We start from the raw sequence: 17,762 nt of genomic DNA on the forward strand, positions 1-17,762 counted from the left end.
GGGCGGAAGCCGTGGGAATCCCGTATTTTGGCCGGAGACGAAGTAGATTTAGGGTCTGCGAAAGCAGCCGCTACAGCCACTCAGGAGATCCGAAACGCCTTGCACCTCAAAAGCCTCACCGTCCGGGGGTTCAAGTCTTTTGCGTCCGCCACCACCTTCGACTTTGAGCCGGGCGTCACTGCCGTAGTCGGCCCGAACGGTTCCGGCAAGTCGAACGTGGTGGACGCGCTGGCCTGGGTGATGGGCGAGCAGGGCGCCAAAACCCTCCGCGGCGGCAAGATGGAGGATGTGATCTTCGCCGGCACATCGGGCCGGCCGCCCCTTGGCAGGGCCCACGTTTCGCTGACCATCGACAACACCGACGGTGCCCTGCCGATCGAATACAGCGAAGTCACCATCTCCAGGACCCTGTTCCGCACGGGCGGGTCCGAGTACGCCATCAACGGCGCAGGTTGCCGCCTGCTCGACATCCAGGAACTCCTGTCCGATTCGGGCCTCGGCCGGGAAATGCACGTCATCGTGGGGCAGGGACAGCTGGACCGCATCCTGCATGCCACGCCTGAGGACCGGCGGGGCTTCATCGAGGAAGCGGCCGGCATCCTCAAGCACCGCCGGCGCAAAGAACGGACGGTCCGCAAACTCGAGGCGATGCAGGCCAATCTCCAGCGCCTCTCCGACCTCACCGGCGAAATACGGCGCCAGCTCACACCGCTGGGCAAGCAGGCCGAGGTGGCCCGCCGGGCCCAGCGCGTCCAGTTTGACGTCCGGGACGCCCGCGCCCGGCTGCTGGCTGACGACCTTGTCCAGCTGCAGCTTGCGCTGGAACAGAATGTGGCGGACGAAGAGGCTCTCAAGGCCCGGCGGACGGTGGTCAACCAGGAGTTGGAGGAGGGCCGCCGGCAGCAGGCAACGCTTGAGCAGCTGGCGGCGGAGGCCACGCCGGCATTGAACGCCGCCAGGGATACCTGGTACCGGTTGTCGGCGGCGAGGGAGCGGCTTCGTTCCCTCGGTTCGCTCGCCGGGGACCGCAGCCGCCTGCTCGGGTCCGTGGATTCCGCACCACCCCCGGGACGGGATCCGGAACAGCTGGAACGCCAGGCCGCGCGTGTCCGCGAGGAGCTTGCCGAACTCGAACGGTCCATCCTGGACCGGCGGGACGCCCTGGAATCCGCCACGGCCGCAAAGGTCCAGGCCGAACGGGATGCCCATGCCGAAGATCAGCGGCTTACCGCGGAACTGCGGGCCGTGGCGGACCGGCGCGAGGGCCTGGCCCGCCTGGCAGGACAAGTGGCGGCGGCCAGGTCGCGGGTCGAATCCGCGCAGGCCGAGCTGGGCAGGCTGCGGGAATCGGTGGCCGCCGGTGCCGAGCGCCGTGCCCGCGCACAGGCCGAATTCACAGCCCTGGAAAACCAGGTGGCAGGAGTTGAAGAGGGCGAGGAATCGCTCGATGCCGACTACGAGGCCGCAAGTGCTGCCCTGGACGGCGTCCTCAGCGAAATCTCCGACCTGAAGGCAGCCATCAACGAGGGGATCCGCAAGCGTGACGCCCTGGCAGCCCGCCGGGATGCGTTAAAGCTTGGGCTGGACCGCAAGGACGGCGCCAGGCACGTCCTGCAGTCCGGAATCCCCGGCGTGCACGCAAGCCTCGCCGCGGAACTCACGGTGGAGTCCGGATTCGAAACGGCGGTCGCCGCCGCCCTGGGGGAGGCATCGGAGGCGATTGTTGTACGGGATCCCGCTACGGCCGCCGAGGTACTGCAGCGGCTCAAGGACGACGACGCCGGCCGGGCGGCAGTCCTCATCGCTTCCGCGGCGGGCGCTGACCTGCAGGACACAACCCTGCCTGACCTGCACGGGGACGCCCAATGGGCCGCGGCCTTGGTGTCCGGCGACGGCAGGTCCCTGGCACTGGTCAGGCACCTGCTGTCCCGTACCGCCGTCGTTCCCGACATTGAAGGCGCCGCCGCACTGGTGGCGGCGCAGCCCGGCCTCACGGCCGTTACCCGCGCAGGGGACATTTTCACGGCCCTGTCAGTCACGGGAGGCTCGGCCAAGACGCCGTCACTGCTTGAAGTCCAGGCCGCCGTGGACGACGCCGACAGACAGCTTTCGGCGGTGACCACCGCGATGGAACAAAACAGGTTCGCCCTGGCAGGCGCTGAAGCCAGGCGCGCCGAGGCGCAGGAACGGGCCGACGCGGCCCTGGACAAGCTCCACGAGTCCGACGCGAGGCTCGCGGCAGTGGCGGAACGCCTCGGCCACCTTAACTCCCTGCTGCGCAGCGCCGTCGGCGAAAGTGACAGGCTGGCGGCTTCGTTGGTCCGTGCCGAGGCAAACGTTGTGGCGGAGGAAGAAGCGCTCGCCGCGGTCGCTGCCCGCCTGGCGGCGGCGCAGGAGGTGCCCCTGGAGCAGGAGCCGTCAACTGAACACCGGGACGCTTTGGCCCGGACGGCGTCCCAGGCCCGCGCCGCCGAAGTGGAGGCGCGGCTGTCCCTGCGGAGCGCGGAGGAACAGCTCTCTGCCACCCGCAACCGCGTGGCATCGCTGGAACGTGCTGCCGCCACGGAACGCCGGGCCCGCGAGGAAGCGGCCGAACGGGCCCGCCGCCGTCGCGTCCAGGCCCGGCGCGCAGCGGCAGTTTCGGCAGCCGTAGGCCTCGCACTCCGCCACGTGGACATCTCCGTTGACCTTGCACGGCACGAGCGGGACCTCGCCGAGGAGAACCGCGAGCTGCGGGACCGGGGGCTGAAGGAAATCCGGAACGCGAATGAGGCGCTGGCCCGGGAGCTTTCCGACCTTACGGACAACGTGCACCGGGACGAGCTGGCCCGTGCCCAACAGCGCGCACGGATCGAGGCGCTGGAGACGCGCTCCGTTGATGAACTGGGGATCACCCCCGACGCCCTGGTGGACGAGTTCGGGCCTCACGTGCCTGTTCCGGTTCCCGCGGACGAAAGCGCCGACAAATGGGCCGCCCTTCGCGCGCCCGTTGATGCCGGCGGGGAGGAGATCAGGGAGGGCAAGCCCTACGACCGCCCGGAGCAGGAGAAGCGCCTGCGGAAAGCCGAGCGGGATCTTGCCAGCCTCGGCAAGGTGAACCCCCTGGCGCTGGAGGAGTTCGCCGCGCTGGAAGAGCGGCACCAGTTCCTCAGCACACAGCTTGAGGACCTCAAAGCCAGCCGCAAGGACCTGCTGGACATCATCAAGGAAGTGGATGACAGGGTCCAGCGGGTCTTCACGGAAGCCTTCGAAGACACCCAGGCCCAGTTCGTCAGGGTCTTCGAACGGCTCTTTCCCGGCGGCGAGGGACGGCTGGTCCTCACGGATCCCGCGGACATGCTCACCACGGGCATCGAGGTGGAGGCCCGCCCCGCCGGCAAGAAAATCAAACGGCTCTCGCTGCTGTCCGGCGGTGAACGGTCGCTGACCGCAGTGGCACTGCTGGTGGCGATCTTCAAGGCGCGGCCGTCCCCGTTCTATGTGATGGACGAGGTGGAGGCCGCCCTGGACGACACCAACCTCGGCAGGCTCATCACCATCTTCGAGGAATTGCGGGAATCCAGCCAGCTCATTGTGATCACCCACCAGAAGCGCACCATGGAAGTGGCGGACGCCCTCTATGGCGTCACAATGCGGGGTGACGGCGTTTCCACCGTGATCAGTCAGCGGCTCGGCGCCGAGGTATAGGCACGGGATCCCGGGGGCGTCGGGGCAGGTCAAGCGTCCTATGCCGCCCAAAACGCCTGTTCCGTTTGTGAGAAGCTAGGGGAGTGAATGACATCCTTCCCATTATCCTGTCCATTGTTGCTGCCCTGGCGGTTATCGGCGGGCTGATTCCTGTCCTGCTGAAGACTCGGAAGAACATCACCAGGTACCCGGGCACCCGTGACGCCAACGATCCGGAAATCCAGTCCGGCGGCAGCACCCTGGTGGCTGACGGCCCGGCGGTTGCGGACCGGAAGGCACCGGAGGAAATTGCCCTCGATGACCTGGACGCCACGACTGTTCCCGACACCGCCGCCGGGCTGGAAGTCATTCCGGTGGAAACCCCGCTGCCCGTGGCGGGCCGGCTCATGCGCCTGCGGGAGCGGCTGGTCCGCTCCAACAACATCATGGGCAAAGGCCTGCTGGCGCTGCTCTCCAGCGACAAAATCGACGAAAACGTCTGGGACGAAGTAGAGGAAACCCTCCTTCTGGCAGACCTTGGCACCGAGCCCACCATGCAGCTGGTGGATGCCCTGCGCGAGCGGGTCAAGGTACTGGGCACCCGGACCCCGGAGGACGTCAAGAAACTGCTTCGCGAGGAGCTCATCAAGCTGGTGGACCCCACCATGGACCGCAGCCTCAACGTCCAGCGCCACGCCGACAAGCCCGCCGTCATGATGGTGGTGGGCGTGAACGGTGTGGGAAAGACCACCACCGTGGGCAAACTGGCACGCGTACTGGTGGCCGAAGACAAGGACGTCCTGCTGGGCGCCGCCGATACCTTCCGCGCCGCAGCCGCCGAGCAGCTTGCCACGTGGGGCCAGCGTGTTGGCGTCCCCACCGTCAAGTCCGACATTGACGGCGCCGACCCCGCCTCGGTGGCCTACGAAGCCGTCAAGGCAGGCATTGACCAGGAAGTGGACGTCGTGATGATCGACACCGCCGGACGCCTGCAGAACAAGGTCGGCCTGATGGACGAGCTCGGCAAGGTCAAGCGCGTCATCGAAAAGCTTGCCGAAGTTGATGAGGTGCTGCTCGTCCTGGACGCCACCACCGGCCAGAACGGCCTGAACCAGGCACGGGTATTCTCCGAGGTTGTCAACATCACCGGCATCGTCCTGACCAAGCTGGACGGGACGGCCAAGGGTGGAATCGTCGTTGCCATCCAGAAGAGCCTCGGCGTTCCGGTGAAGCTGATCGGCCTGGGCGAGGGCGCGGACGATCTTGCCCCGTTCGAGGCCGAGGGCTTTGTGGACGCGCTGCTGAACTGAGCTACGGATCGGTCCTGCGCCCGGCCGGTTCCTAGGGCCTGGCTGACTGGAGGGTCTCCCGGGTGGCGAGCCAGGTGAACGCGGCCACCAGCATGATGCCGCCGGTGACACCGAAGGCCCAGCCGAAGCCCAGCCGGTCGGCAAGCACGCCCGCCAGGACGGGCCCAACAATCGCGCCGACGTCGGACGTCATCTGGTAGACGGCCAGCACCTTCCCGCCGGAACGCCCGCTGCCGATCACGTCGGCGACGGCGGCCTGCTGGGCAGGGCCAAACAGCCCGGAGCCGATGCCGGCAACCGCTGAAGCGGCCAGGAACCAGCCGAGGTCTGACGTGAAGCCGATGCCGGCGGTGGCGAGACCGGCCACCAGCAGGCCCCAGATCATCATGGGTTTGCGTCCCAAGCTGTCGGCCAGGCGACCGGAAAACGTCAGGGCGGCGGCGTTACCGGCGGCAAAGACCGCCAGTGCCAGCCCCGCCGCTTCGGGGCCGGAGCCGAACGCAGCGGCAGCAAACAGGGGAACGGTGGCCATGCGGACTCCAAAGGTGGCCCACCCGTTGGCGAAGCTGGAAAACAGGGCTGACCGGTAGGCTCCGGTCCCCAGCGCCTCCCCGAAGCGCATGTCCGGCGCCTTGTCCCGGGACTCCCTGGACCCGCGGCGCTGGTGGCTCAACTGGGTCTGCACCACGATTGCGGCGATCACCAGGGCGCCGGCGTAGGCCAGGAATGGGATCCGCAGCCCGAAACCGGCCAAAAGGCCGCCCACGATCGGACCGCAGACGTTGCCGATCAGGAACGCCGACGCATAGGCGCCGGACACCCTGCCCCGGCTCTCCGGCGGGGCCAGCCTGACCACCAGAGCCATGGATGCGACGGTAAACATCACGGAACCGGCACCGCCCAGTCCACGGAAAAGCAGCAACTGCCAGTAGTCCTGGGCAAAGGCGCACGCCGCCGTGGACCCGGCCACAATCAGCAGGCCCGCCACGTAAACGGGCCGTTCGCCCAGCCGGCCGATCAGGGTTCCGCCTGCCGGAGCAAAAATGAGCCGCATGAAGGCAAAAATCGCCACGATCACCGCCGCCTCGGTGTTTCCCACGCCAAAGGTTGTGGCGAATTGCGGCAATACGGGCGCAACAAGCCCGAATCCAAGCGCGATCAGGAACGCGGCGGCGAGCATCACCTTGATGTCGCGCGGGAGCTTGTCCCGTCGCGGCCGAAGGCGCGCCAAAATCCTTGATGTGGCGCCGCTCACGCGGGGTGCTGCAGTCATGAAGCGGAGTTCCTTGCAGAGAGTGCGGCCGGGGTCCGGCGGGAGTGGTGAAACACAACCGTAACAACCCGGATATGCACCATTTACTTCCTAGAGGTTCTTGTAACAGAGCGGCAATCTAAATCCTCTCCGGGCGAAACACGCCGCCGACACAATTTTTACAGGACGCAAAAAGGCGTTGGCAGGCGGAGCATTCCGCAACATTCGATGAGAGAGGACGTGCACCATGGAACTTACCGCAGGTCACGTTTGGCTCATGGTGGCGGCAGCACTTGTGCTGTTTATGACACCTGGCCTGGCATTTTTCTACGGCGGCATGACCCGTGCCAAGGCAGCACTCAACATGATGATGATGAGCTTCATCTCCATCGGCATCGTGAGCGTTGTGTGGGTACTGTGGGGCTACTCCATGACGGGCGGTGATGGCTTCCTGCAGATCGTCGGCAACCCGTTCACCAGCTTTGGTCTCGAGGGAGTCAACACGGCAGACACGCCGGACGGCCTTATCCTTGTCGGCTACGGTGCCACCTTTGCCATCATCACTGTGGCCCTGATCAGCGGTGCGATCGCTGACCGCGCCAAGTTCGGCGCCTGGTCCGTGTTCGTGCCCGTGTGGGTGACCCTCGTGTACTGCCCGCTCGCCTACATGGTGTGGGGTGGCGGCCTCTTCGGTGAGGAAGGCGCGATTGGCCAGGCCCTCGGCCCGGCCATCGACTTCGCCGGCGGCACCGTCGTCCACATCAACGCCGGTGTGGCGGCCCTGATCCTCGTCCTGATCATCGGCAACCGCAAGGGCTTCGGCAAGGACCCCAACCACCGCCCGCACAACATCCCGTTCGTGATGCTCGGAGCAGCCATCCTGTGGTTCGGCTGGTTCGGCTTCAACGGCGGCCTTGCCTCCTCTGCTGAACAGGGCGGCGTCATCTGGGTCAACACGCTCGCGGCTCCCGCAGCGGCGATGCTCGGCTGGCTCGTCACCGAACGCATCCGCGACGGACACCCCACCTCCCTCGGCGCCGCTTCCGGCGTGGTCGCCGGCCTGGTGGCCATCACCCCGGCCTGCGCCAACGTCAGCCCTGTCGGTGCCCTTGGCCTCGGCGTCGTGGCCGGTGTCGCCTCTGCCCTGGCTGTTGGCCTGAAGTTCCGCTGGGGCTTCGACGACTCGCTCGACGTTGTAGGCGTCCACCTCGTGTCCGGCATCATCGGCACCGTTGCCCTCGGCTTCATCGCACTGCCCACAGACGGCGTGGGCGGCGGCCTCTTCTACGGCGGCGGCATGACCCAGATGTGGGCACAGCTGGCAGCGGCAGGCATCGCCATCGCGTACTCGGCAATCCTGACCGCGATCATCGCCTTCGCCATCCACAAGACCATGGGCTTCCGCGTCTCGCAGGAACAGGAAACGGTGGGTGTGGACCTCAGCCTGCACGCCGAGACCGCCTACGAGTTCGGTGTGGGCGGCCACGGTGGAAGCTTCCAGCCGCTGCACGACATGATCACCGGCAAGAACCAGCAGGAAACCTCTGACCAGCCCGCAACGGCTGCCCAGAAGAACGAATCAGCAACAGGCAAGGAAAGCGTGGGGGCATGAAACTGATTACTGCTATCGTCAGGCCGGAAAAGCTCGAAGCCATCCGGGAAGGACTGGAAGCCTACGGCGTACAGGGCCTGACGGTCAGCGCGGCCAGCGGTTACGGCCGGCAGCGGGGCTACACCGAGGTTTACCGCGGTGCAGAGTACAACGTGGACCTCCTGCCGAAGATCCGGGTGGAGGTGCTGGCCACGGACGAACAGGCTGACGACATCCTGGACGTCATCATCGCCAGCTCCAACACCGGCCGTGCCGGTGACGGCAAGGTTTGGACCATGGACGTTTTCGAAGCCGTCCGGGTCCGGACCGGTGAACGGGGAGTCGCCGCCATCTAGGGCGGAGCGTCTTCTCCCGCAACCTGAAAAGCAAAGCAGGAGCGGGCAGGAAACCGGAAGGTTTCCTGCCCGCTCTGTCGTTAATGGCGCAGGGCCGTAAGTCGTCCGCCCGGTCCTCAGGACCCGCTGTCAGCACCTGCGGTAGGCCAGGAAGCGGGCCCGGCCGAACCGGCGTCGTACTCCTCAAGCGGGACGTCGTTGCGCTGCCAGGCCAGAAGCACCGGCTCAACAATCCGCCAGCAGTCCTCCGCGGTGTCGCCGCGGACAGACAGCAGGGGGTCACCGGCCAGCACGCCTTCCAGGACTTCGCCATAGGGGAGGAGTTCGGAGGCACTCAGTTCGGCCTGAAGGGTGGCCCGGCTCAGGCTGAAGATGTCTCCGGGGCCGTTGACATCGACGTCGAACTGCAAAGTATCCGGGCCGAAGCCGATCCGCAGCTGGTTTGGGGAGTCCACGCCTGTGAAGCCTTTGGGCAGGTGGGGGACCGGGCGGAACGTGACCACGGCTTCCTTGCGCTTGGCACCCAAAGCCTTGCCGGACCGCAGGACGAACGGGACATCCTTCCAGCGCCAGTTGTCGATCCCTATCCGGATCTCCGCGAGGGTTTCGGTTCCGCGGTCCGCGTCCACTCCCTCCTCCCTGGCGTAGTCCGGCACCGCCTTTCCTGCCACAGAGCCTGCGGTGTAGCGTGCCCTGCGGGTGGAGGCGGCGAAGGGGGCACGGACGCTGCTGGCCCGAAGAACGGCGGAGATGGCGTCGCGCAGGTCCCGCTCGCCCACGGTGGCCGGTGGCTCGATGGCCATCAGGGCCATGATCTGCAGCAGGTGGCTTTGGATCATGTCCCGGAGGGCGCCGGCGCCGTCGTAGTAGCGCGCCCGCCCTTCCAGGGCCAGGTCCTCGTCAAAGATGATTTCCACCTTTTCAATGTGGTGGCGGTTCCAGACGGGCTCAAGGAAGTTGTTGGCAAAGCGCAGGCCCAGGATGTTCAGCACGGTGGCCTTGCCCAGGAAGTGGTCAACCCGGTGGATGTGGTCCTCCGGAACAAGGCGGACCAGGGTCCGGTTAAGGGACCGTGCGGATTCCTCGCCCGACCCGAACGGTTTCTCCATTACCAGCCGCGTCCCGTCCGGGACGTCCTCGGGCTGCAAGGCCTCACACGCGAGCTGGCTGATCTTCGGGGGGAGCGCAAAATAGACGGCCACGGGCCCCTCGAGGCTGCGCAGCAGTGCGGCAAGGCCGCCGCCGGCGGTGACGTCCAGCTGATGGTAGACAGTTTCCTTTTCGAGCGCCTGAAGCGCTTCCTGTCCCTCGGCGGCGGCAGCGTCAGCTGCAGCGGCGAATGACGAATGCACCCTCTCCCGCCACTGTTCCGGGGTCCACGGATCAGATCCCGCCCCGACGAGCCGCAGCCCTGCGGCGCGGCCCTTCGCCACCAGCCGCGCCAGCCCGGGCAGGAGGAGCCGGCCGGTGAGATCGCCGGAGGCACCGAGGATGAGCAGGGTTCTTACAGTTGTTTGGCTCGTCATTTTGCCAGCATGCCATCTTGGGTGCCCGACTTGGTACCCTAGATAGTCGAGTCCCGATCATCCACTGAAAGAAGTGCACGGCGCGTGTTCAATTCACTCTCTGACCGGTTGACAGCAACCTTCAAGAATCTCCGCGGCAAAGGCCGCCTCACCGAGGCCGACGTCGATGCAACAGTCCGCGAGATCCGCCGCGCCCTTCTGGACGCCGACGTTGCAGTCCCCGTTGTCCGGGAATTCACGGGGCGGGTCCGCGAACGCGCCCTGGGCGCCGAGGTATCGGCCGCACTGAACCCGAGCCAGCAGATCGTCAAGATCGTCAACGAGGAACTCGTGGAGATCCTCGGCGGCGAGACCCGCCGCATCCGGCTGGCCAAAAACGGCCCCACGATCATCATGTTGGCCGGCCTGCAGGGTGCCGGTAAGACAACCCTGGCCGGCAAGCTGTCCAAGTGGCTGAAGGCGCAGGGCCACAGCCCCATGCTGGTGGCATGTGACCTGCAGCGACCCAACGCCGTCACCCAGTTGCAGGTGGTGGGCCAGCGCGCCAACGTGCCGGTGTTCGCGCCCCACCCGGGTGCCACCTCGTCCGAACTTGAGCACCCTGCGGGTGACCCCGTGGCGGTGGCGCGTGCCGGCGTCGAGGAAGCCCGCCAGAAGCTGCACGACGTCGTCATCGTTGACACCGCGGGCCGCCTCGGCGTTGACGCCGACATGATGGAACAGGCACGCCAGATCCGCCGCGCCATCGTGCCCAACGAAGTCTTGTTCGTCATCGACGCCATGATCGGCCAGGACGCCGTGAACACGGCGCACGCCTTCGACGAAGGCGTCAACTTCACCGGCATCGTCCTCTCCAAGCTCGACGGCGACGCCCGCGGTGGTGCCGCCCTGTCCGTAGCGTCGGTCACCGGTAAGCCCGTGATGTTCGCCTCCACCGGCGAGGGCCTGGACGACTTCGAGCTGTTCCACCCGGACCGGATGGCCTCGCGCATCCTGGACATGGGCGATGTCCTCACGCTCATCGAGCAGGCCGAAAAGTCCTGGGACAAAGATGAAGCTGCCCGGATGGCGAAGAAGTTCGCCGACCAGGAGGACTTCACCCTGGACGACTTCCTGGCCCAGATGCAGCAGATCCGCAACATGGGCTCCATGAAGAAGATGCTCATGATGATGCCCGGCGCGCAGAACATCCGCCAGCAGCTGGAGCAGTTCGACGAGCGCGAGATCGACCGCGTGGAAGCGATTGTCCGCTCCATGACACCGCACGAGCGCGTTGCGCCCAAGATCATCAACGGGTCCCGCCGCGCCCGCATCGCGCGCGGCTCCGGTGTGCACGTTTCCGAGGTCAACGGACTCCTGGAACGATTCGCCCAGGCCCAGAAGATGATGAAGAAGATGGCCCAGGGCGGCATGCCGGGAATGCCCGGGATGCCCGGAATGCCCGGGGCGGGCGGCGGAGCCCGGAAGAACGCCAAGAACGCACCGAAGAAGAAGGCAAAGTCGGGCAACCCTGCAAAGGCCGCCCAGGAGCGCAAGGACGCCGAAGCACGGCGTGCCAATGCAGCCAAGGCCCTGCCCACCGGCGCGGCCTTCGGCCAGCAGGGGGGCGACTTCGATCCGTCCCAGCTGAACCTGCCCAAGGGCTTCGACAAGTTCCTCGGCAAGTAACAGCATCCCGACCAGGTAGCAGCAGGTGTCGTTTTGAGGGCTCAAAACGACACCTGCTGCCGTTTGCAGGGGTTGCCGGTGCCGTGGAATAGGGTTGGGTCATGTTCAAGCAGAGGGTAGTGTTCGTGCACGGCGCCGGAAGTTTCGGCGCCGCGGCCTGGCCGCGCCAACACGGTATGGCGCTGTCCTACGACGCACTGTTCCTGCGCCGCCACGGGTACGATCCCGTCGCCGAACCCGTGGAGTCCTCCTTCGCCGAGGACACGGCCATCGTGCTGCGGTCCCTGGCCGACGACGGCCGCGGTGCCGCGGGCGGACACATCGTAGCTCATGCACAAGGGGCCATCGCCGCCATGATGGCCGCCGTCGAACGGCCAGACCTCGTCTATTCGCTGACCCTCGTGGAGCCGGCGTGCCTCTCCCTTACAGCGGAACTGCCGGCCACAGCGGCCCATATCCGCCTAATGCAGCCGTTGTTCGACGTCCGCCGCCAACTCAGCGACGAGGATTTCCAGCGGGAGTTCGTCCGGCGGGTCTACGCCACGGACCTCCAGGAGCCGGTCACTGCCGAGGAGAAGCGCTCGGCCAGGCGGCTGCGGCTGCAATCACCGTCGTGGGAGGCACCGCTGCACATCGTTCCGGGCGTCCCCACCCTGGTCCTGACCGGAGGATGGGAGCCCCTCTATGAGGAGATCGCCGGCTACCTCCGTGAGACGGGCGCCCTGCACCGCGTTGCTGCCGGGGGCCACCGGCCCCACGACTCACGGGACGGCGACCGCGCCATCCGCTCCTTCATCAGCGAGGTCAGCAGGACCGAGCCTGCCAGGGCTTCCTGACCCCGGCCAGCACGCAGCCTTCCCGTCCGGCCGGCCCCCAATTGCCGGCCGGATGGGAAACTCGAGGGGAGTCAGCTACGTCCCGCTGCCGGAACGTTCAGCTCCGGCAGGTACACCTTGGCCCCAGCGGCCATGAACTCCCGGCTCTTCGCGCGCATGCCTGAAGCCGCCTCGGCCAGGGCCGCCTGCGCCTCGGCGGACCCGTATTCGTCCCGGATGTCCTGGCTGATCCGCATGGAGCAGAACTTTGGCCCGCACATCGAGCAGAAGTGGGCAGTCTTGGCCGGTTCCGCGGGGAGCGTCTCGTCGTGGAAAGCCTCGGCCGTCACCGGGTCCAGGGACAGCGCAAACTGGTCCCGCCAGCGGAACTCGAAGCGTGCCTTGGACAGCGCGTCGTCCCGCTCGTGCGCCCCCGGGTGGCCCTTGGCAAGGTCGGCGGCGTGGGCGGCGATCTTGTAGGTGATGACACCGGTTTTCACGTCGTCCCTGTTGGGCAGGCCCAGGTGTTCCTTCGGCGTGACGTAGCACAGCATTGCCGTGCCGTACCGGGCGATTTCCGTGGCGCCGATCGCGGACGTGATGTGGTCATAACCGGGAGCCACGTCAGTGACCAGCGGCCCGAGTGTGTAGAACGGTGCTCCCTTGCAGAGTTCCTGCTGCCGTTCGACGTTTTCCCGGACCAGGTGGAACGGAATGTGCCCCGGGCCCTCGACCATCACCTGCACGTCGTATTTCCAGGCCCGCTGGGTGAGCTCGGCCAGCGTGTCCAGCTCCGCGAACTGCGCGGCGTCATTGGCATCCGCCGTAGCTCCCGGCCGCAGGCCGTCGCCGAGGGAAAACGCGACGTCGTACCTGGCGAAGATTTCACACAGCTCGTCGAAGTGCGTGTACAGGAAGTTTTCCTGGTGGTGGGCCAGGCACCAGCCTGCCATGATGGAGCCTCCGCGCGAGACGATGCCCGTGACCCGGTTGGCGGTCAGCGGAACATACCGGAGCAGGACGCCGGCATGCACGGTCATGTAGTCCACACCCTGCTCGCACTGCTCGATCACGGTGTCGCGGAAAATCTCCCAGGTCAGCGCATTGGCTTCCCCGTTGACCTTCTCCAATGCCTGGTAGATGGGCACGGTGCCGATCGGGACGGGGGAGTTGCGGATGATCCACTCCCGGGTGGTGTGGATGTCATCGCCGGTGGACAGGTCCATCACGGTGTCGGCCCCCCACTGGGTGGCCCACTGCAGCTTGTCCACTTCCTCGGCAATGGAACTGGTGACGGCCGAATTGCCGATATTGGCATTGATCTTGACCAGGAAGGCCTTACCGATGATCATCGGCTCAGACTCGGGATGGTTGATGTTGTTGGGAATGATGGCCCGGCCGGCCGCGATTTCACTGCGGACCAGCTCAACGTCGCAGTTCTCGCGCAGCGCCACGAAGCGCATCTCGGGGGTGATGATGCCCTGCCTGGCGTAGTGCATCTGCGTTACCGTCTCGCCCTCGACGGCGCGGCGGGGCACCGGCTGGGCCCCCTGCCACTCGGCGGAGGCTGCGCCGCGGCGGACAGCCGAGCGGCCGTCGTCGAGCAGGTTCCGCTCCCTGCCGCCGTACGCTTCGGTGTCGCCCCGCGCCACGATCCATTCGGACCGGAAGGGGCTGAGGCCGCGAACCGGATCGCTGCCCGGTCCGGCCGTCCGGTAGGTCCGGAAGGGCTCGTTCGGTTCCCCGTTGGGGGAAGGCTCCAGGGCAATTTCCGTTACGGGTACCCGGATTCCCGACTCTGCGTCTTCGATGAACGCCAGCGAATGCGACGTCAGGGACTGGGTGACCTGGCCTTCCGCCGCCCCACCGGCAAGGCTTTCGCGGGACTGATTCAGGGCAGGGGCCAGCTGTTCATTGGGTGTATTCAAGGAATACTCACTTCCTTCGCCGGCATTACCCGGACAGGTTCAACGGTCGCAGGCTGCGTCAGCCCGATCTCAGCCCCTGCAGGGGCACCCGTGTGGTCAGGAAGAAAGCTACCACAGCCTTCCGGGAGGGGCTTGTCACATGGCCGGTGCTAGCCTGACTGGCGGGAAAAGGAGTCCAATGCCGGAGATCATCGAATTCAGCGGCCCGGTGCTTGCCGGGCCGGACAGCGAGCGGCGGGGCCTGTGGTCCATTGACGGGCTGTTGACCTTCACACGCCCGCCGCAGGTGCCGGACAAGGTGCTGGAGGGCTGGGTCCTGCCAGGTTTCGTGGATGCCCACTGCCACATCGGGCTCGGACCCGGCGGCCCGGTGGACGCTGCTGCCGCCGAAGACCAGGCCCGGGCAGACCTGGCGGCCGGCACCATGCTGGTCAGGGATGCCGGCTCCCCGGCCGACACCCGCTGGATGCAGGGCGGCCGGGACTTCCCGGTGCTGATCCGCGCTGGACGGCACGTTGCCCGGACCCGCCGATATCTTCGCGGTTTCGCCGACGAGGTGGAACCGGAAGGCCTTGTGGAAGCCGTGCGCAAGCAGGCCCGCGACGGTGACGGCTGGGTCAAGCTCGTGGGGGACTGGATCGACCGCGGCATTGGCGACCTGGCGCCGTCCTTTCCTTCCGCCGTCGTGCGGGACGCGGTACAGGCGGCGCATGACGAAGGCGCCCGGGTCACCGCCCACTGCTTCGCTGAGGACACCCTGGACCAGATGCTGGACGCCGGCATCGACTGCATCGAGCATGCCACCGGACTCCTGCCCCGGCATCTTCCCCGGTTCGCCGAACAGGGAGTGCCGATCGTCCCCACACTCATCAACATCGCGACGTTCCCGGACATCGCCGCCCAGGCCCGGCCCAAGTTTCCGCGGTACGCGGACCACATGCTGGCGCTGTGGGAGCGGCGGATGGAGCGGGTGGCGGAAGCTTACGGGGCCGGCGTGAGGATCTTCGCCGGCACGGACGCCGGCAGCGTCATCAACCACGGAAGAATCGCGGACGAGATTTTGGCCCTGCATGAGGCCGGACTGCCCATGGCCGCTGCACTGGACGCAGCCTGCTGGTCAGCCCGCAAGTGGCTCGGTGCGGACGGCCTCCACGAAGGGGCGCGCGCCGACGTCGTCCTCTGCAGCGAGGATCCGCTGACGGTACCCCGGACGATCAGCCAACTCGCCCATGTGGTGCTGGGAGGCCGCATCATCCGCTAAGGATATTTCCGGGCCGAAGCACTTGGAATAAATTGAAGCTTCAAGTAATTTTAACTGTGACAGGCCGCCCCATCCCGACGGCCGCCAGCACAGGGAGCGTTCAATGACTGCAGAAGCCACCAGCCAGGATCTTCTTCCTGCCGACCTCACCATGGGCACCGTCATGCTCAAGGTCGGCGACATGAAGGTCATGACCGATTACTACCAGCGCGCCCTTGGCCTTGAGGTGGTCGCCGAGCAGGACGGCGGGCTGTACCTGGGGCGGCTGCAAAAGCCGCTGGTCCATCTTGCGCCCGCGCCCGGGCTGAACCTCCCGGGCAGGGGAGAAGCGGGCCTGTTCCACACCGCCCTGCTGTTCGAGGACCAGGCCTCCCTCGCGGCGACCATCGCCACCGCCGCCCAATACGAGCCGCGGTCCTTCACCGGGAGCGCCGACCACCTGGTCAGCGAGGCCTTCTACTTCAACGACCCCGAAGGCAACGGCATAGAGCTCTACTGGGACCGGCCCCGCAGCAACTGGTCCTGGAACGGAACCGACGTGGTCATGGACAGCCTGGCCCTGCCGCCGCAGCGGTACCTTGAGCAGCACCTGACGGAGGATTCCCTGGAAGGGCAGCACAGGACAACCGCAGGAGTGGGCCACGTCCACCTCCAGGTGGGTGACGTGCAGTCCGCGCGCGATTTTTACGTCGGTGTCCTGGGGTTCGAAAAAACGGCCGGATGGCATGGCCAGGCCCTCTTCGTCTCCGCCGGCCGTTACCACCACCACATGGCCATGAATGTCTGGAACAGCCGCGGCGCGGGGCCGCGCAAGGACACGCTGGGCCTGGGTGAAGTCCTCATCGAGGTGCCCGCGGGTGACGACGTCGGCGCGTTGGCGGACCGCCTGAAGGTCGCCGGCGTGCGGGCCCACCACACCGGAGCCGAACTGCGGTTTGAAGACCCCTGGCGGAACAGCATCCGGGTAGCGGCACGCTGACCCGGGCGTTCCCGTACTAGGCTGAACCCGAACGGCCGGGCGGCAGGCATTGCTCCCGGCCGGCACCACCGTCAACGGAAGAAGGGTACTTCCCATGGGCTTCACCGAGATCTTTGTCGCCACCCATGACGCCGCGCTCAAGCGTGCCGGCGTCTTGGACGAAGGCGGCAGTGCACCCGCCGGCCAGGCCGTCCGCATCCCGGGGATCAGTGATTTCGAAGTTGAACAGCTGGGGGACCTCGCCGGTACTGCCGTGCACGCCGGCGGTGCCGACTATGAGCTGACCATGGTGGACGTGTCCAGCGATTCGCTGCTGGCCGTCCCGCCGGCCATGGTCCGCGCCCTGGCGGACCTGCTCTCGTATGAAACCGAAGGCGAAGGCAACATCCTTCATGATGTTGCCGCGCAGTGGGCAGCCCAGGACGACATGCCCTTCGGCGCAGACCAGGCGCGGACCTACGTGCAGCAGCTGGCTGAACTGGCCGGCAGCGTCGACGATTCGGAGCGGACGGGGCTCTACGTCTGGTCCGCCTGAGCGGCCCGCCCCCGGCCATCTTCCGGCCGCCGCTGTGTCAAGTCGAAATCCCGTCGCTGATCTGGCACAATAAACAGGTACTCGATCTGCGTGGCCCCTCTCTCCGCGTCCGGATCCTGTCCTTCGAACCCGCAAGTACGGCCCGCCCCACGGGTGCAGAAAGCCGGGTTCACCCCCTTTTCTGAAACAGGAGTGACCACAAAAGTGGCCGTAAAGATTCGCCTTAAGCGCTTTGGCAAAATGCGCGCACCGTACTACCGCATCGTTGTCGCCGACTCACGCACCAAGCGTGACGGCCGTGCCATCGAAGAAATCGGCAAGTACCACCCCACCGAAGAGCCCTCATACATCGAGGTCAACTCCGAGCGTGCCCAGTACTGGCTGTCCGTCGGCGCCCAGCCGTCCGAGCAGGTTGCAGCCATCCTGAAGATCACCGGTGACTGGCAGAAGTTCAAGGGCCTGCCGGGTCAGGAAGGCACCCTGAAGACCAAAGCTGAGAAGGAAGCCTTCGTTGCCCCGGAAAAGGGTTCCGTGATCATCCCGGAAGCCATCACCAAGAAGGCAGCCAAGTCTGACGCCGCCGAGGCCGAAGCAGAGACCACCGAGGCTGAGTAAATTGCTGGCAGACGCGCTGGAACACCTGGTCCGGGGAATCGTTGATTCCCCGGACGATGTCAAGGTCAGCTCGAAGAGCAACCGCCGCGGGGACACCCTCGAGGTGCGCGTTCACCAGGATGACCTCGGACGGGTGATCGGCCGCCAGGGCCGCACGGCACGCGCGCTGCGCACCGTTGTGGCAGCCCTGGCCGGCGGCGAACCGGTAAGGGTTGACGTCGTCGACACCGACCGCCGCCGCTGAGCGTCCGGCAACATCA

General features: G+C 66.5%; 14 protein-coding genes and 1 riboswitch. Of the genes, 11 read left to right on the plus strand and 3 right to left on the minus strand.

Features of this window, described 5'->3' with window-relative positions; translation table 11 throughout:
• The first annotated feature begins 99 nt into the window (after positions 1-99).
• Together smc and ftsY are read left to right on the plus strand one after the other, a co-directional pair.
• Complete coding sequence (gene smc / locus B5520_RS20705; RefSeq protein ID WP_079598951.1) at positions 100-3,687, plus strand: chromosome segregation protein SMC; 3,588 nt, start codon at positions 100-102, stop codon at positions 3,685-3,687.
• A gap of 83 nt (positions 3,688-3,770) precedes the next feature.
• Positions 3,771-4,976, plus strand: a complete 1,206-nt coding sequence (gene ftsY, locus B5520_RS20710; protein WP_079598952.1) for a signal recognition particle-docking protein FtsY — start codon at positions 3,771-3,773, stop codon at positions 4,974-4,976.
• A gap of 31 nt (positions 4,977-5,007) precedes the next feature.
• Here ftsY and B5520_RS20715 read toward each other — a convergent pair whose 3' ends face one another.
• Entirely contained in the window at positions 5,008-6,249 is a 1,242-nt protein-coding gene (locus B5520_RS20715) for an MFS transporter (protein WP_079598953.1), read from the minus strand.
• A gap of 226 nt (positions 6,250-6,475) precedes the next feature.
• On the opposite strand from B5520_RS20715, the gene B5520_RS20720 reads away from it, so the two are divergent.
• Together B5520_RS20720 and B5520_RS20725 are read left to right on the plus strand one after the other, a co-directional pair.
• A complete protein-coding gene (locus B5520_RS20720) occupies positions 6,476-7,840 on the plus strand; it encodes an ammonium transporter (protein ID WP_079598954.1) in 1,365 nt (454 codons plus the stop codon).
• Positions 7,837-8,175, plus strand: coding sequence for a P-II family nitrogen regulator (locus B5520_RS20725; protein ID WP_015937412.1), 339 nt, complete (start codon positions 7,837-7,839; stop codon positions 8,173-8,175). Before B5520_RS20720 ends, B5520_RS20725 begins: the two co-directional genes overlap by 4 nt.
• A 116-nt stretch (positions 8,176-8,291) precedes the next feature.
• Here the strand turns inward: B5520_RS20725 and B5520_RS20730 are convergent, their stop codons facing one another.
• Positions 8,292-9,701: a glucose-6-phosphate dehydrogenase gene (locus B5520_RS20730; protein ID WP_079598955.1), complete on the minus strand. Its 1,410-nt coding sequence runs from the start codon at positions 9,699-9,701 to the stop codon at positions 8,292-8,294.
• Between the two features lie 84 nt (positions 9,702-9,785).
• Between B5520_RS20730 and ffh the strand changes: the two genes are divergently transcribed.
• Positions 9,786-11,369 (plus strand): signal recognition particle protein, encoded by a 1,584-nt coding sequence (ffh, locus tag B5520_RS20735; RefSeq protein WP_079598956.1) that lies wholly within the window; start codon positions 9,786-9,788, stop codon positions 11,367-11,369.
• A 101-nt stretch (positions 11,370-11,470) separates the two neighbouring features.
• Positions 11,471-12,205: an alpha/beta hydrolase gene (locus B5520_RS20740; protein WP_079598957.1), complete on the plus strand. Its 735-nt coding sequence runs from the start codon at positions 11,471-11,473 to the stop codon at positions 12,203-12,205.
• Between the two features lie 71 nt (positions 12,206-12,276).
• Here the strand turns inward: B5520_RS20740 and thiC are convergent, their stop codons facing one another.
• Positions 12,277-14,079: a phosphomethylpyrimidine synthase ThiC gene (gene thiC / locus B5520_RS20745; RefSeq protein ID WP_303048446.1), complete on the minus strand. Its 1,803-nt coding sequence runs from the start codon at positions 14,077-14,079 to the stop codon at positions 12,277-12,279.
• A gap of 27 nt (positions 14,080-14,106) precedes the next feature.
• Positions 14,107-14,214: riboswitch (TPP riboswitch) on the minus strand.
• A 76-nt stretch (positions 14,215-14,290) separates the two neighbouring features.
• On the opposite strand from thiC, the gene B5520_RS20750 reads away from it, so the two are divergent.
• From B5520_RS20750 to B5520_RS20775, 5 genes are all read left to right on the plus strand, one after another.
• Positions 14,291-15,373, plus strand: a complete 1,083-nt coding sequence (locus B5520_RS20750) for an amidohydrolase family protein (protein ID WP_079598958.1) — start codon at positions 14,291-14,293, stop codon at positions 15,371-15,373.
• Positions 15,374-15,476: 103 nt separating this feature from the next.
• On the plus strand, positions 15,477-16,352 hold the full coding sequence (locus B5520_RS20755) for a VOC family protein (protein WP_079598959.1): 876 nt from the start codon (positions 15,477-15,479) through the stop codon (positions 16,350-16,352).
• A 94-nt stretch (positions 16,353-16,446) separates the two neighbouring features.
• Entirely contained in the window at positions 16,447-16,887 is a 441-nt protein-coding gene (locus B5520_RS20760; protein WP_079598960.1) for a hypothetical protein, read from the plus strand.
• A 204-nt stretch (positions 16,888-17,091) separates the two neighbouring features.
• Positions 17,092-17,502 carry a 30S ribosomal protein S16 gene (rpsP, locus tag B5520_RS20770; RefSeq protein ID WP_079598982.1) on the plus strand — a complete coding sequence of 137 codons (411 nt, stop codon included), beginning with the start codon at positions 17,092-17,094 and terminating at the stop codon, positions 17,500-17,502.
• A 1-nt stretch (position 17,503) separates the two neighbouring features.
• Positions 17,504-17,746 (plus strand): RNA-binding protein, encoded by a 243-nt coding sequence (locus B5520_RS20775; protein ID WP_009359302.1) that lies wholly within the window; start codon positions 17,504-17,506, stop codon positions 17,744-17,746.
• Positions 17,747-17,762 lie beyond the last annotated feature (16 nt).

It is taken from the genome of Arthrobacter sp. P2b, assembly GCF_900168295.1.
GTDB lineage: Bacteria > Actinomycetota > Actinomycetes > Actinomycetales > Micrococcaceae > Arthrobacter.

Coding starts and splice junctions, on each gene's coding strand:
- B5520_RS20740 (WP_079598957.1), top strand. CDS start 11,471: ATGTTCAAGCAGAGGGTAGTGTTCGTGCACGGCGCCGGAAGTTTCGGC.
- B5520_RS20715 (WP_079598953.1), bottom strand. CDS start 6,249: ATGACTGCAGCACCCCGCGTGAGCGGCGCCACATCAAGGATTTTGGCG.
- B5520_RS20730 (WP_079598955.1), bottom strand. CDS start 9,701: ATGACGAGCCAAACAACTGTAAGAACCCTGCTCATCCTCGGTGCCTCC.
- B5520_RS20720 (WP_079598954.1), top strand. CDS start 6,476: ATGGAACTTACCGCAGGTCACGTTTGGCTCATGGTGGCGGCAGCACTT.
- B5520_RS20760 (WP_079598960.1), top strand. CDS start 16,447: ATGGGCTTCACCGAGATCTTTGTCGCCACCCATGACGCCGCGCTCAAG.
- B5520_RS20755 (WP_079598959.1), top strand. CDS start 15,477: ATGACTGCAGAAGCCACCAGCCAGGATCTTCTTCCTGCCGACCTCACC.
- B5520_RS20725 (WP_015937412.1), top strand. CDS start 7,837: ATGAAACTGATTACTGCTATCGTCAGGCCGGAAAAGCTCGAAGCCATC.
- B5520_RS20750 (WP_079598958.1), top strand. CDS start 14,291: ATGCCGGAGATCATCGAATTCAGCGGCCCGGTGCTTGCCGGGCCGGAC.